Source organism: Kribbella sp. NPDC049174, from assembly GCF_043197365.1.
In the GTDB taxonomy this organism is placed as follows: Bacteria; Actinomycetota; Actinomycetes; order Propionibacteriales; family Kribbellaceae; genus Kribbella.
Window position 1 is genome coordinate 415755 of record NZ_JBICSZ010000003.1, and the last position, 14174, is coordinate 429928.

A 14174-nucleotide genomic window follows, 5' to 3' on the forward strand; every position below is an offset into this window, starting at 1 on the left:
CACGCTGGCCGGTAGAGGATGGTGACGGTGGTGGCGAGGTCGGCCTCGGCGATCGAACCGGCTCGCGGCCCACGGCCGTGGGCTTTGTGGGCGACCGTCGTGGCGGGTTTCGGCACGCTGGCCGTCTCGATCGCCCTCGCGATCGCGGGCGACGAACTGGTCCGGCCCGGCCTGCAGGCGTTCCTGTTCAACTGGATCACCATCCCGTACCTGATCAGCGGCACCCTCGCCTGGTGGCGCCGGCCGGAGAGCCGGCTCGGTCCGCTGATGATCGCCACGGCGTTCGTGATGGCGTTGACCGCCCTGCAGTGGTCCTCGGTGCCTGCCTTGCACGCGATCGGTCACCTGCTCGACATGGTTCCGGCCGCCATGTTCCTGCACGTGTTCCTCGCCTATCCGACCGGACAACTGCAGACAGGTCCGCGCCGTGCGATCGTCATCGCCGGCTACGTGGACGTCGTGCTCCTCCAGTTGGCGAAGATCCTGGTCGGAAGCAATCCGGACGGTCTGCTCGCGATCACGACCCAGCCGGCGCTCGCGAACCGGATCGAACAGGTCCAGCTGATCGTGATGAGCATCCTGTTACTGTCCGGCGCCGCTCTCCTGCTGGTACGCCGGCCGGCCACAGGCCGGACGCGGAGGCGTCCGGCGACGCTGCTCGTGGACACCTTCGGACTCGGGCTGATCATGCTCGCCGTCCTCTACGTCGCCGGTCTGCGAAGTTGGACCCAGATCGAAACCGTCCGGCACATCACCTTCGCCGTCCTCGGGCTCGCGCCGGTCGCGTTCCTGCTCGGCCTGCTCGACGCCCGGCTCGCGCGCACCGACGTCGGCGCCCTGCTGATGGAACTGCGCGCGCACCCGGGCGGCGATCTGCGCGAACCACTGGCGCGGGCCTTGCACGACCCCTCGCTGACGATCTCCTACTGGCTGCCTCAGTACGGGACCTGGGCCGACCCGGAAGGCCACGCCATCTCCCTGCGAGGTCCCGAGGACGGGCGGGCGACCCGGGTCATCCACCGGGACGAGGTGCCGGTCGTCGCCCTCGAGTTCGACCGGTCGCTCGAGGACGAGCGCGAGTTGCTGGATGCCGTCGCGGCAGCGGCCGGGATCGCTTTGGAGAACAACCGGCTGCAGGTGGAGCTGCGCGCCCGCCTGCAGGAGTTGCAGGGTTCACGGGCGCGGGTCATCGACGCCGGTCAGAAGGAGCGGCAGCGACTCGAGCGCAACTTGCACGACGGCGCCCAGCAGCGCCTGGTCGCGCTGGCGCTCGAACTCCAACTGATCGCCCGGAGCTCCGAGGGCGACACCTCGAGCCGGCTGCTGCAGGCCAAGCGCGAGGTCACCACTTCGCTCGACGAGTTGCGCGACGTGGCCCGCGGCATCCACCCCGCGGTGCTGACCGGCCACGGCCTGGCGGTGGCCTTGGAGTCGCTGGCCGCACAAGCCGCCGTACCCGTCGAGCTCGAGGTCGCGGTCGACGGGCGGTTGCCCGAACGGGTCGAGGTCGCCGCGTACTACGTCGTCAGCGAGAGCCTGACGAACATCGCGAAGCATGCGCGCGCGACCACGGCATCCGTGCACGTCACCCGGTCGAGCGGCGCCGTGGTCGTCGAGGTCGTCGACGACGGTGTCGGCGGAGCGGACACCGAGCGCGGGACCGGCCTTCGCGGTCTCGCCGACCGGGTCGAGGCCGTCGGCGGGCGGCTGCGGATCTGGAGTCCGGCCGGGCACGGGACCCGGCTCGAGGCGGAGCTCCCATGCGAGTAGCGATCGCCGAGGACAGCCTGCTGCTGCGCGAGGGACTCACCCGGATCCTCGGCGGCGCGGGTCTCGAGGTGGTCGCGGCGTACGACAACGCCGACGAGCTGCTGCGGTACGTCCGCGGCTTCCCGCCTCAGGTCGCGATCCTCGACATCCGGTTGCCGCCGACCCACACCGATGAGGGGATGCGCGCCGCCCTGCGGATCCGCGAGCAGCACCCGGACGTCGGCGTACTGGTGCTGTCGCAGTACCTCGAGCTCGGGCTGGCCATGCAATTGCTGTCGGAGTCGGCCGAAGGAGTCGGGTATCTGCTGAAGGACCGGATCAGCGACGTCGACGACTTCGTCGGCGCGGTCCGGCGGGTGGCCGGCGGCGGCTCGGCGGTCGACCCGAAGATCGTCTCCACCCTGCTGCAGCGGCGGCGCGGCGACGATCCGCTGGCCGTGCTGACCCCGCGCGAGCGAGAAGCCCTGGAGCTGATGGCGACCGGCGCCTCCAACCAGGGCATCGCCGACGCGCTGACGATCACCCTGCGGGCCGCGGAGAAGTACGTCTCCGGCATCTTCACCAAACTCGGCATCCCGACGACCCGCAACGAGTCCCGCCGGGTGCTGGCTGAGCTGCTCTACCTGCGCGCCTGACGCCAGAAACCCGAACCCATCCTTCACCGGTCGACCGGTCTCCCGAACGCGCCCAGAGGCGCGAGTCTCGAACGTAGACCGAGTCCCTGGAGGAGCAGTGCACAAGACCCGCGTGATTCCAGAACGAACCCGAGCCTCCCCGCCGGCCCGATCCCAGTCCACGTCCACGTCATCGGAGATCCGTCATGACTCTCATCCGCAATCACCCCGTGGCGAGCTTCTTCGTCCTCGCCTACGCGCTGGCCTGGGGAGCTGTCCCGTTCGGGAGCTTCTTCGCCCCCGGCGCCCTGATCGCCGCCCTCGTGGTCGTCTTCCTGACCGAAGGTGTCGCCGGCCTGCGTTCCGTCGGAGTCCGGTTGATTCGCTGGCGGGTCCGGTGGGTCTGGTACGTCGCCGCGATCGCCGTACCGCTGCTCGTGCACTTCGTGACGATCTCGCTCAACCAGGCCATGGGCGCGTCAGCACCGGACACCGGTCAGTTCACGCCGTGGTACGGCCTCGCGGTCGTCATCGGGATGAACATCGTCAACCCGATGGGCGGCCCGTTCAGCGAGGAGCCGAGCTTCCGTGGCTACGCGCAGCCGAGACTCCAGGCGAACCGCACGCCGCTCGCCGCGACAGCCATCATGGCCGTTGCCATCACCGGCTGGCACGCGCCGCTGTTCCTGATCTCCTCGTTCGGGCTTCGGCCGTTCGAAGCGCTGACCACGGTCGCGGTCACCATCTGGTACGCGTGGCTGTTCAACCACGCCGCCGGCAGCGCACTCATCACCCTCATCGCGCACGCCACCGAAGGCAGCATCAACACCGAAGACCTCTGGCCCGCCGGCGCGGACGCGACCCGCGAGACCTGGCTGTACGTCGCCGTGTGGTGCGCGGTCGCCATCGTCCTGCTCATCGGCAGCCGCCACTTCTGGACTTCCCCTGCCCCAGCCGACGCCACCCAACCCGTCAACGTTCCGGAGCGTGTCTCATGACCACCACCCCGACCACACCGATCCCCACCCCGACAGTCCACCGCTCGTGGAGCGGCTGGCGCACCCTGCTGGTCGTCGTCGGCGGCCTGTTCGCCCTCGTCAGCGTCGTCCTGTTCGCCATCGGCGGCATCGGGCTGTGGGCACAGCATCAACGCGACGGCGATGGCTACTTCACTGCGGGACCCGAGCGGGTCACCACCAACTCGTACGCACTGTCCTCGCCGTCACTCGACATCGGCGGCACCGGACCGGATGCCTTCTACACCGACGATTTCCTCGGTGAGGTCCGAATCGCCGTCGAGTCGAGGAATCCGGGCACCCCGGTGTTCGTCGGCATCGGTCCGGCCGCCGAAGTCGCGCAGTACCTGAACGGCGTCGCCCACGACGAGGTCGCGGACTTCGACGTCGATCCCTTCAAGCTCTCCACCACCGCACGAACCGGCGACAAGCCCGCCACCGCGCCGGCCGACCAGTCCTTCTGGGTCGCCTCCGGCACCGACACACTCAGCTGGACCGCCACCTCAGGCGACTGGTCCGTCGTCATCATGAACGCCGACGGCTCCCCAGCCGTCGACGCCGACCTCACCCTCGGCGGCACCCTGCCCGCCGTCCAGGGCATCACCATCGGCGCATTCATCGGCGCGGTCCTGATGCTCCTGATCGGCACCGCCATCATCATCGCCACCATCACCACCCGACCCTCCGCAGCGACGCGCTGAGGGTGAGCAAGGGTTACCTAAGTCGCTTAGGGTCGATGGCATGGCTGAGCCGGTGCTCGAGATTCCGTTCGATGATGCGTTTCGGTTCGATCCGTCGCCTACGTTTGCTGAGTTGAGAGAGAACCGGCCGGCGGCCCGGGTGCGGACGTTGGCCGGGGCCGAGGTGTGGTTGGTGACCCGGTACGACGATGTGCGGATGGTGCTGGCGGATCCGCGGTTCTCGCGGGCGGCGGTGGTGAAGCAAGGGGCGCCGCGGGTGGCGTTGGCGAAGCCGATGCCGAACAGTCTGACCACGACGGATCCGCCGGAGCACACCCGGTTGCGCAAACTGGTGTCGTCGACGTTCGCGCACCGGCGGATCGAGCGGACCCGGCCCTGGGTGGCGGAGCTGTCGGCGCAGTTGGCGGAGGATGTGGCCGCGGCCGGCGACGGGGCGGACATCCGGCAGTTGGTCGCGTTGCCGTTGCCAATCCAGGTGATCTGCCAGTTGCTCGGCGTACCGTACGACGACCGCGAGCAGTTCCGGGAGTGGACCGAGCTCGGCTACAGCATGCGGATGGCGGAGAAGGATCTCGTCGAGGACGCGATGACGAGCCTGACCGCGTACATCGAGGCGCTCGTCACCAAGAAGCTGGCGAACGCCGACCAGCCGGCCGAGGATCTGCTCGACGAACTGGTCCGGGCGCGCGAGGAAGGCGACCGGCTCAGTCAGGACGAGCTGATCGCGTTCGGCGTGAACCTGCTCGTGGCCGGCCACGAGACCTCGGCGAACCAGATCTCCAGCTGTGTCGCGACCCTGCTGCGCTGGCCGGAGAACTGGGTCAAGCTGGTCGCGAACCCCGATCTGGTGCCGTCCGCGGTCGAGGAGTTGCTGCGGTTCAACCGGTTCAGCGAGGTCGGCCAGTTGCGGGTCGCGATCGAGGACGTCGTGCTGCACGGCGTACAGATCAAGGCCGGGGAAGGCGTGATGGCGGCGCTGAACTCGGCCAACCGGGATCCGCGGGCGTACGACGAACCCGGTGAGCTGCGGCTGGACCGCAAGGACAACAAACACCTGTCGTTCGGCTTCGGCCCGCACTTCTGTCTCGGCGCCCAGCTGGCCCGGATCGAGCTGCAGGAGTCATTGCTGGCACTCGTCCGGCGCTTCCCGCGGATGAGCCTGGCCAAGCCGGCCGAGGAGCTCGAATGGCGACGCGTCCTCGTCAGCGGCCTCGCAGAACTACCGGTGAACCTCGGCCTCGAAGGCTGAGATCCACCGGCAGCCTGGCGATCAGTTCTGCGACGCGAACACGACCCCGTGCTCGGTCTCGTACTGCTCGATGAACCGCGCGGCCATCGGCTCGCTCGACGCGATCGCGTCGGCCAGCGTCTTCGCGGTGCGCTCACGACCCGCCGGCCAGTCCGACAGCAGCGCGTACGCACGCGCCCGTTTCTTCTCCAGCGCGGTCGGCTCCGGCTGGTCCGCGGCCGGCTTGTCGTCCTCGGTCTTCGCGACCACGACCGGCTCCGGCTCGGGGAACACCTGCTCGACCTTGGGCGTGCTGATCAGTGCCGGCGGCCGGGTGTCCGTGGTGTCCGCGAACGGCGACGGCGGCTGCGGCTTCTGCACCACCGGCTCGGCCTTCGGCTGCGGCGCGAACGGCCTGAGCTTGCCGCTCACCGAACCGTTCACCGAACCGTTCGCCGTGCCGTTGGCCGGGGATGCCGAACCGCTCTGGACGACGTGCTGCGGCTCGCTCTCGTCCTCGACGACGACCGCCTCGGCGACCGGCTCGTCGCTGTCGTTCTGATCGACGATCGCCATCAGCTCGCCGGTCCAGGCGTCCTCGTCGCGCAGCGACACCCCGGTGCTGTCCGCCCGCAACGGCCGCGGCTGCCCGCCTTCGAGCACCCATACCGCTGCCGGCACGCGCGGTCCCTCCTCGGGCTGCTCCGGCGGTGGCGAGATCGCCTTGGTCAGCTTGTTGGTGATGACCTCGTAGTTGATCCGCTCCTCGAGCATCCCGGCCAGCCGGTCCGGGTCGTACGTCGTCTCGGCGATCTTGGCCAGCCGCTCGTCCTGGTGCTCGGAACGGATGTACTCGGCAACGGTTCCGGCGATGGCCTCGCGCCGGGACTTGTTCCGGATCTGGTGCTGGGCCGCGCGCAGGCTCTCGTACAGGCCGTACCCGTGCTCGATCGCCAGGGACCGGGCCAGCCAGGTCACCCGCGGCTCGCGGGCCCACTGGATGACGCCGTACACCGGACCGGTCTCGCGCATCTGCCCGGCCCGGCGCAGCGCGTCCCGGCGGCGCGCCGAGCTGTGGATCAGCCACAGCACATAGGCGAACGCGGACAGGCCGCCGAAGCCGAAGGCGAGGAACCGCTCCTCCGGCCGCCAGTGGCCGACCACGTTGAACACGACCGCGACCAGGGCCGCGAAGAACGACATCGCGCGGTAGGCGTAGGCCTGCTCACCCTTGCGCCGGCGCAGGTCGGCCAGCGCGGCGGTGGCGACACCACCGAGCTCCAGCACGGCCACCGCGGGCGTGACGAGGGCGATCTTGAGGAACGGCGAGAAGCCGGTCTCGGGCCAGGGGATGTGGGTCACGCCGGCCCAGACCTGGCCGACAAGTGCGGCCGCGGCCGCAGTAGCGTAGAAGGCGTAGGCGACCTTGTCCGCACCGGTGAGAGGTACGTTCGCCAGTTCGCCAGGACTGGTGCTGGTGGTGTTCTCCTGCAAGACGTGGTCTCCTGACCGGTTTGGGCTCTCCGGCAGTATCGTCGGGTGATGGTACGGCGGCCTCCCCCAAGGGCGCTGCACGAGGCTACCGGTTTCCGGCCCCGAAAGGGGAGGCGAATCCGGAAACGTCTCGAACCTCCCCACTCCGGCCCGACTTCACACCTGCGAGTTTTACCCCCCTCTTTTTGTGTTCCCGACATTGCGCTCACTGCCCGCCCCGGACGCGCTGACGCCGTACCTACGTGACCGCTACGGCCTCGACTTCCCGGCCGCACGCTGCTCCGCTCCCTGGTGAACGACGTCTACGAGGTGACTACTGCGGACGCGCAATTCATCCTCAAGCTCTACCGGTACGGCGGCCGCCACCCGGACGAAATCCGTTGGGAGACAGGGCTTTCGGCTCATCTGAGACTTCGGCGTACTGGTTGCCCAGTTCCACGAAATGGCCGATTCGTATGTGTCCGAATTTCCCCGGCGGACGGCCGACCTGTCACACAGCCTCGACGAACTCCGCCCGCACCTTGCACCCGCGGAGGAAAACCTGCTCCAAGCCCTTGCCGATGCTGTACGGAACAACCTCGCGCAGTACAGTCCCGCCCGCGGCATCTGCCACGGCGACGTGACCCTCGCCAATCTCCTGGTCGCCGGCAACGGTCTCACGCTGTACGACCTCGACCTCGCCGGTGCCGATTATCGCGCCGAAGGCTGGGCCGACCGCGAACTGAACGCCCTCCACCAGGCGGCCGAGCAACTTCTCTGACGCGTCAGGGAGATTGCCAGCGAGTCCCCAGGATTCGTCCAGGAAGCGCGAGGTTTGGGCGCACATCCTGGGGACATGAGCCACGTCCTGCCGACCTCGCTGACCGCACGGGTGACCCTCGCGGTCGTCTTGCTGATGGCAACGGTCAGCCTGGTGATGAGTGCGCTGACCACGGCCGCGATCAGCTCGTACCTGACCAGGCAGCTCGACGACAAAGTCTCCGCATCGCACAGCCGGGCGATCGGCGTACTGAACAAGGGCGGCGACAACCGGCCCGCTCCGCCCGACATCGACAACCCGCACGGCCAGGACGCGGGCACCATCACCCTCTACCGAACCGGCTCAACCACCAGCGGCAACGTCATCACGTCGGACGGCGAGTTGGCCGGCCTGTCCGCGCAGGCGATCAGCACGCTCTCCACGGTGCCGACCAGCACGAACGAAACCGTCGACGTCCCTGGGCTGGGTCAGTACCGGGTGCACGCGTCGCTCATCAACGGTACGACGGTCGTCACCGGCCTGCCCACCAAGGACATCGACGACACGGTGAACAGCCTGATCGGCTGGGAAGTCCTGTTCGGCTGCGTCGGCGTGGTCGCCGCGGGAGGTGTCGCCATCATCGTCGTACGGCGTCAGTTGCGGCCGCTGCGCCAGGTCGCGCAGACCGCCCGCCAGGTCGCCGGCCTGCCATTGGCGACCGGCAAGATCGGGATGACCGCGCGGGTGCCGGAAGCGCTCACCGACGAGCGGACCGAGGTCGGTCAGGTCGCGGTCGCGTTGAACACCTTGCTGGGTCACATGGAGAACGCGTTGGACGCCCGGCATCGCAGCGAGCAGCAGGTGCGGCAGTTCGTCGCCGATGCCTCCCACGAGCTGCGCACGCCGCTCACCACGATCCACGGCTACGCCCAGCTCAGCCTCCGCAGCCCGGAAGTTCTCCCGCTGGCCATGGGCAAAGTGATGGTGGAAGCCACCCGGATGGCCTCGCTGGTCGAGGACCTCCTCTTGTTGGCCCGGCTCGACGCCGGCCGGCCGCTCGACCTCAGACCGGTCGACCTGACCCGCCTGGCGATGGACTCGGTGACCGACGCGCGGATCGTGAGTCCCGACCACCACTGGACGCTGAACCTGCCCGCGGAGCCCGTGGTCGTCACGGCCGACGAGCAGCGGATGCACCAGGTCGTCACCAACCTGCTGAGCAACGCCCGCCGGCACACCCCGGCCGGCACCACCGTGACCGTCGGCCTCCACGCCGACGAGGCTCGTCACTCCGCCGTACTGACGATCCACGACGACGGACCCGGTATCCCGGCCGACCTGCAACCCAACGTCTTCAAGCGATTCACCCGCGCCGACACGTCCCGCACCCGCGATTCCGGCGGCGCCGGACTGGGCCTGTCCCTGGCCCAGTCCATCACCGAAGCCCACGGCGGCGCGATCGCCGTCACCTCCCGCCCCGGCAACACCTGCTTCACCCTGGCGCTGCCCAGGTGACTCCTCAACCCGTGGTGACAGGTAGTCCGACGAGCCGGGCGCTCTCTTCCCACAGGTGATCGCAGCGCGCTTGGTCAGTGGTGTGCGGGGCGGTCTGCACAGCTTGGCGTTTGACGAAGAACTTGCCGCTGATGCCGGCCACATCGGCAGACGTGGCGAGCCAGGCCGGGGTGTCGGCGCCGACGTCCGGACCAGGACAGAAGCGGTCGAGGATGCGGGCGCTGAGCCGGAGGAGACCGTGGGCGTCGCGGCCGAGGCCGGTGTCGCGGATGATGCCGGGGTGAGCGCCGTTCACCGTGATGGCGGTGCCGGCCAGCCGGCGGGCGAGGGCATAGACGAACATCGCGTTCATGTTCTTGGTCCGCCCGTACGCCGCGAACGGGCGGAAGCTCGGGATCGGTGCCAGGCCTGCGCGGCTGTCCAGCCGGTCGACGTCGACGGGCACCCGGCGCAGCGCGGTCGGCGAGGCGCCGACGACCACGAAGCGGGCCGGCCGATCGCCGAGTGCGTCCGCGAGCGAGCGGAGCAGCAAGTACGGCGCCAGATGGTTGGTGGCGAGGAGCCGCTGGATCCCCTCCTCGGTGACGTCGTCGATCGGCGTGACCACGGCGGCGTTGCTGATGACAACATCCGCCGGCTCGTCGCCGAGCCGGCCGGCCAACCGACGTACGTCGGCCAGCAACGACAGATCGGTGACGTCCAGCCACAGGTCCGCACCTGGTACGGCGGCCTCGATCCGCCGGGCCGCATCCGTCAGCCGCTCCGCACTGCGGCCGACGAGGACGACCGACATCCCTTCGCCGGCAAGTCTTTCCGCGATCGCGGCTCCGATGCCGCCGCTCGCTCCGGTGATCACCGCTCGCATTCGCGCCTCCTTCTAGGTTGACGCTGTCAACCATAGGCAGGTCAGGTTGACGGCGTCAACCAAGCGCCGCGCGCTACCATCGCGGGATGGGGACGCGGGAGGATCTGATCGAGGTCGCCACCAGGCTGCTGGACAACGGCGGGGTGCCCGCAGTGACCCTGCGCGAGGTCGGCCGGCTGGCCGGGGTGTCCCACAACGCGCCGTACAAGCACTTCGCCGACAAGCAGGCGCTACTGGCGGCGGTCGCGGCGCGAGACCTCGAGCGGCACAGCATGCTGATCCAGCAGGCGGTCCGGCGGAAGCGATCCGCCAAGGCGGCGCTGAGCGAGGCGATGGGTCGCTACATCGCCTGGGCGCTGGAGTACCCGGAACGCTTCCGGCTGGTCTTCGGTCGCTGGACGACCGAGTCCCCCGAGCTCACGGCGGCGGCCGAGACTGCCCAAGCCGGGCTGGTCGGCCTGGTCGAAGCCGCGCAGGCGAGTGGTGCACTGCCAGCCGGAGATCCTGTCCGCCTCGCCTCGCTGGTCCGCTCGGTGGCTCACGGCGCGGCCGACCTCGCGGCGACCGGTCACCTCTCCGCCACCGGCAAAGGCCACGCCGGCCCCGAGCAACTGGTCGACGATCTGCTGACGTACCTCGAGACGGCCGCTACCTGACGGTCTGATCAGAGCTGGGTGTTCGGGGTGCCTACTCCGCGGAGGAGGGTCTCGACGATCTGGGTCGCGAAGGCGTCGGTGTCGGCGTCATCGGGATGACCGCTGAGGTCTTGGCAGACCTCGTGAATGAGGGCGTAGTAGACCCGGCGCGCCCAGACCGGGTCGACGTCGGCGCGCAGGATGCCGGCCTCTTGCAGGCGAGCGAAGAGCAGGTCGCACCGCTCGACGACTCCGGCCTTGATCCGGTCGGCCTCGTTGCCGGGGGCAAGGGCTGCGTTCATCGCGAAGCCCCAGGAGACCTTGACGCGGAGCGCGTTCGCGGTCGCCTGGTAGAGCGCGACGATCGGCGGCGTGCTCTCCGGCCGAGCGTCCTCGACGGCGTTCGCGAGTTGCCGTGAGGCCCAGATCGCCATCGCGGTGATGAGCGCCTCCCGGGTGGCGAACCGGCGGTGCACGGTCGTCCGCGCCACTCCGGCCGCGGCGGCGATCTCCTCCATGGTGGCGTTCGGTTTCCGGTTCAGGGTCCGCTCGGCCGCCTCCAGGATCGTCTGCACGGTCCGCTCGGCGTCCGCGCGCAGTGGACGGATGACGACCTCGTTCATACACCGAAGACTACCTTCTGGGCGCGACTCATCGCCTACTTGCGACATTCGTGTTGCAAGTAGTACGTTTCCAGAGTCAGTCACGATGCGATTTAGGAGTCTCCATGGATCTGCAGTTGAAGGACAAAGCCGCCCTCGTCACTGGTGCCAGCCGTGGGATCGGCCTGGCCGTGGTGGAGCAGCTCGTTGCGGAGGGGGCGCGTGTCGTCGCGGTCGCCCGGACCGGTACGCCGGAACTGCGGGTCACCGGCGCCGACGTGGTACTCGCGGATCTCGCCGTACCGGGTGGACCGGAGCAGATGGTCGCGGCGGCGATGGACGCGGTGGGGGAGCTGGATCTGCTGATCAACAATGTCGGTGGTGGAGACGGCGACGCGGCTGCCGGGTTCCTGGACTTCGACGACGACGCCTGGCGATCGATGTTCGAGCTGAACTACTTCGCGACGGTCCGGGCGACTCGGGCGGCGTTGCCGAGTCTGATCCGGCAGGGCGGCGCGATCGTCAACGTGTCGTCGATCGGTGCCCGGACTCCGGCGGGCGGACCGGTTCCGTACACCACGGCGAAGGCGGCGCTGACCGCACTGGGAAAGGCACTGGCCGAGGAGTTCGGGCCGCAGGGAGTGCGGGTGAACACGGTGTCACCAGGCGCGGTACGGACGGCGTTGTGGACGGATCCGGAGATGTACGGCGGTCAGCTCGCGCGGAAGCTCGGTGTCACGCAGGACGAGTTGCTTGCCGGCCTGCCCCAGCAGACCGGCATGCTCACCGGCCGGCTGATCGAACCGGCCGAGGTAGCAACTCTTGTGGTCCAACTCTGCTCCCCGCTCACCGCAAGCATCGTCGGCGCCGACTACGTGATCGACGCCGGCAGCGTGAAGACGGCCTGATCACCGCTGCCGGGGGTGAACCCTCACCCGGCAGCCAGCGCCTTTTGCGCCTGGGTGGCCAGGGTGGTGGCGCGTTGGTTGTCGGAGCCTCCGTCGGCTACCAGGACGGCGTAGCGGAAGCGGAGGGTGGAGCCGGCTTCGAACGGGAGTTCTTCGGAGAAGAACGGGGCCGGGCAGACGGCGGCGAAGTCTTCGGAGCGGACGAACCACTGCGGTGGGTGGCGGACGTTGTCGGCCGCGTCGGCGATGATGATGGTCGAGGCGCGGTCGTTGTTGTCGTGCTTGCCGCTGAAGCCCATCCAGGCCGCCTTCTGGCCGCGCAGCTCGTCGCCGCCCTTGCCCTGCTGGGCCAGCACCGTGCCGTTGGTGAACGACCGCGGTCCGCGCCAGAACAGGCCGCCGTACCCGGCGTTCTCCCGGCCGGCCGTGGTCGGGCTGCCGATCTGGATGGTCTCACTCGAGACGTTCGTCATCGCGGTCTCGTAGACCAGCACCCAGCCGTCGTCGGCGAACCGCGTGGTCAGCGACCGCGACTCGTCGACGACGTGCGCGCCGGCCTGTGTCCGCCAGGACAGCTGGTGGGAGAACCGGACCAGATCGTCGGACACGTCGAGCGCGTCGATCCGGTCGTGGTCCATCGAGCCGTTGTTGTCGAGCTGCTGGTAGCCGGCCTCCTTGGAGAACGTCGGCCCGCCCCAGAAGTTCTCGTGCCCGAAGTGCGGCAGCGACCAGGTCAGGCCCTTGTGCCAGACGTGGTCGTGCGGCCGGAACACACTGACCAGGTCGCCGTCCAGCGTCCGGATCGGGTGCAGGTAGGGCCGCGGCGACTCGAGCTGGCGATCGGTTGCCCGGTAGACATAGGTGAACAGCTCGCTGTCCCCCGCCGTGACCTGGATCGACCGGCCGACAGCATGGTTACAGCCGAGGTTCTGGGTCATGAACTCTCCCGTTTCGATTGAATGATGGTCCACGGCGCCCCGAGTTCGCTGAACAACGCCAGCTCGTCGGAGGCCCGGTCGATCCACTTCTCCACATCGACCACAATCGGGTGTCGCTCGAGTCCCTCCCCTTCCCACCGCACCAGTGCCGCCGGGATCGCGGCCGGCGGCTCCGCCACCCGCACCGCCTCGACGACCTTGGTGAAGCCACCGGTCGCGGAGAGCGGGCAGTACAGCGGTACGGCGGGATCCGCACGATGGGCAAGCAGGTTCTCGAGCAGGTCGGCCCGCTCGTACTTCGTCACAGTCACCCCGGTGCCCCGATGGAGCTCGAGCATGTCCGTGGCGTACTTCAGGACGGCGCGACCGGTCGAGCCGTGCACGATCACCTGCGGCTCGAGATGCTCCGCGGCGCACAAGGTCACCGCGATCAGGATCGTCGTACCGCGACCCGTGACAATCCGGACCGTGGACGTGTCGTCGGACTCGATCGCGTTGGCCCGGAACAGCTCGGTCTGCACCGACCGTACGTCGTCAGCACCGGGCGAACCGTCGAGCAGCAGCGCGGCCGCGGTCGAGTGGGCGAGCGGGTTCGTCACCGCGCCGTCGACCACCGCGACGCCGTCGAGAGTACGGCGACCGGCCCATCGCGCACGCTGGAAGTACTGCGCCTTCCGCACCCACTTGCCGACCGCGCTGATCCCGCGGATCTCACCGAACCGGCCGTCGGCCATCATCTCCGCCAGCGCCAGTGTCGCTGTGGACGCCTGGGCCTGGAAGCCGACCTGGCAGGCCCGACCGGTCTCGGCGACCACCGCGGACAGCTGCTCGAACTCGGCCAGCGACGCGGTCGGCGGTTTCTCCAGCAGTACGTCGGCACCGGCCCGCATCGCCAGTTCGGCCAGCGGGACGTGAGTCTGGATCGGCGTACTGATGATCACCACGTCGACCTCGGTCGACGCGAGCAACTCGTCAAGTCCGCCGTACACCTGGACGTCGGCGGGCAGGTCCTCGGCCGGCCGCGGATCGGCGACGGCGACCAGCCGGGCGCGGCCGGCCTCCGCCAGCCGCGCCACGTTCCGGACATGTGATGCCCCGTGGCCGTGGACACCTGCCACGGCCACTCGAGGCGCGGTCATCTGCAATCAG

The 14174-nt window shown here is 69.2% G+C and carries 14 protein-coding genes; 9 read left to right on the top strand and 5 right to left on the bottom strand.

What is annotated here, in order from left to right; genetic code table 11:
* Positions 1-30 precede the first annotated feature (30 nt).
* The 5 genes from ACGFIF_RS19290 to ACGFIF_RS19310 all read left to right on the top strand — a co-directional run bounded on the left by ACGFIF_RS19290 (position 31) and on the right by ACGFIF_RS19310 (position 5350).
* Complete coding sequence (locus ACGFIF_RS19290; RefSeq protein WP_393156048.1) at positions 31-1770, top strand: sensor histidine kinase; 1740 nt, start codon at positions 31-33, stop codon at positions 1768-1770.
* Entirely contained in the window at positions 1761-2405 is a 645-nt protein-coding gene (locus ACGFIF_RS19295; RefSeq protein WP_393156049.1) for a response regulator, read from the top strand. The genes ACGFIF_RS19290 and ACGFIF_RS19295 overlap by 10 nt, the downstream gene beginning before the upstream one ends.
* A gap of 185 nt (positions 2406-2590) precedes the next feature.
* Positions 2591-3382 (top strand): type II CAAX prenyl endopeptidase Rce1 family protein, encoded by a 792-nt coding sequence (locus ACGFIF_RS19300; RefSeq protein WP_393156051.1) that lies wholly within the window; start codon positions 2591-2593, stop codon positions 3380-3382.
* Entirely contained in the window at positions 3379-4101 is a 723-nt protein-coding gene (locus ACGFIF_RS19305; RefSeq protein ID WP_393156052.1) for a hypothetical protein, read from the top strand. Before ACGFIF_RS19300 ends, ACGFIF_RS19305 begins: the two co-directional genes overlap by 4 nt.
* A 112-nt stretch (positions 4102-4213) precedes the next feature.
* Complete coding sequence (locus ACGFIF_RS19310) at positions 4214-5350, top strand: cytochrome P450 (protein ID WP_393156054.1); 1137 nt, start codon at positions 4214-4216, stop codon at positions 5348-5350.
* A 21-nt stretch (positions 5351-5371) separates the two neighbouring features.
* Here ACGFIF_RS19310 and ACGFIF_RS19315 read toward each other — a convergent pair whose 3' ends face one another.
* A complete protein-coding gene (locus ACGFIF_RS19315; protein ID WP_393156055.1) occupies positions 5372-6823 on the bottom strand; it encodes a hypothetical protein in 1452 nt (483 codons plus the stop codon).
* 421 nt (positions 6824-7244) lie between these two features.
* Here ACGFIF_RS19315 and ACGFIF_RS19320 point away from each other — a divergent pair, with 421 nt between their 5' ends.
* Both ACGFIF_RS19320 and ACGFIF_RS19325 read left to right on the top strand, forming a co-directional pair.
* Complete coding sequence (locus ACGFIF_RS19320; RefSeq protein ID WP_393156802.1) at positions 7245-7583, top strand: phosphotransferase; 339 nt, start codon at positions 7245-7247, stop codon at positions 7581-7583.
* A 75-nt stretch (positions 7584-7658) separates the two neighbouring features.
* Positions 7659-9077 carry a sensor histidine kinase gene (locus ACGFIF_RS19325; RefSeq protein WP_393156056.1) on the top strand — a complete coding sequence of 473 codons (1419 nt, stop codon included), beginning with the start codon at positions 7659-7661 and terminating at the stop codon, positions 9075-9077.
* Positions 9078-9081: 4 nt separating this feature from the next.
* On the opposite strand, the gene ACGFIF_RS19330 is transcribed toward ACGFIF_RS19325, so the two are convergent.
* The gene (locus tag ACGFIF_RS19330) at positions 9082-9942 is read right to left on the bottom strand and encodes an SDR family NAD(P)-dependent oxidoreductase (protein ID WP_393156057.1); all 861 of its coding nucleotides are present in this window, start codon (positions 9940-9942) and stop codon (positions 9082-9084) included.
* A gap of 86 nt (positions 9943-10028) precedes the next feature.
* Between ACGFIF_RS19330 and ACGFIF_RS19335 the strand changes: the two genes are divergently transcribed.
* A complete protein-coding gene (locus ACGFIF_RS19335) occupies positions 10029-10598 on the top strand; it encodes a TetR/AcrR family transcriptional regulator (protein WP_393156059.1) in 570 nt (189 codons plus the stop codon).
* An 8-nt stretch (positions 10599-10606) separates the two neighbouring features.
* On the opposite strand, the gene ACGFIF_RS19340 is transcribed toward ACGFIF_RS19335, so the two are convergent.
* The gene (locus tag ACGFIF_RS19340) at positions 10607-11200 is read right to left on the bottom strand and encodes a TetR/AcrR family transcriptional regulator (RefSeq protein WP_393156061.1); all 594 of its coding nucleotides are present in this window, start codon (positions 11198-11200) and stop codon (positions 10607-10609) included.
* A 104-nt stretch (positions 11201-11304) separates the two neighbouring features.
* Here ACGFIF_RS19340 and ACGFIF_RS19345 point away from each other — a divergent pair, with 104 nt between their 5' ends.
* On the top strand, positions 11305-12087 hold the full coding sequence (locus ACGFIF_RS19345; RefSeq protein WP_393156062.1) for an SDR family NAD(P)-dependent oxidoreductase: 783 nt from the start codon (positions 11305-11307) through the stop codon (positions 12085-12087).
* A 23-nt stretch (positions 12088-12110) separates the two neighbouring features.
* On the opposite strand, the gene ACGFIF_RS19350 is transcribed toward ACGFIF_RS19345, so the two are convergent.
* Both ACGFIF_RS19350 and ACGFIF_RS19355 read right to left on the bottom strand, forming a co-directional pair.
* Complete coding sequence (locus tag ACGFIF_RS19350; protein WP_393156063.1) at positions 12111-13025, bottom strand: PmoA family protein; 915 nt, start codon at positions 13023-13025, stop codon at positions 12111-12113.
* Entirely contained in the window at positions 13022-14164 is a 1143-nt protein-coding gene (locus ACGFIF_RS19355) for a Gfo/Idh/MocA family protein (protein ID WP_393156064.1), read from the bottom strand. The genes ACGFIF_RS19350 and ACGFIF_RS19355 overlap by 4 nt, the downstream gene beginning before the upstream one ends.
* Positions 14165-14174 lie beyond the last annotated feature (10 nt).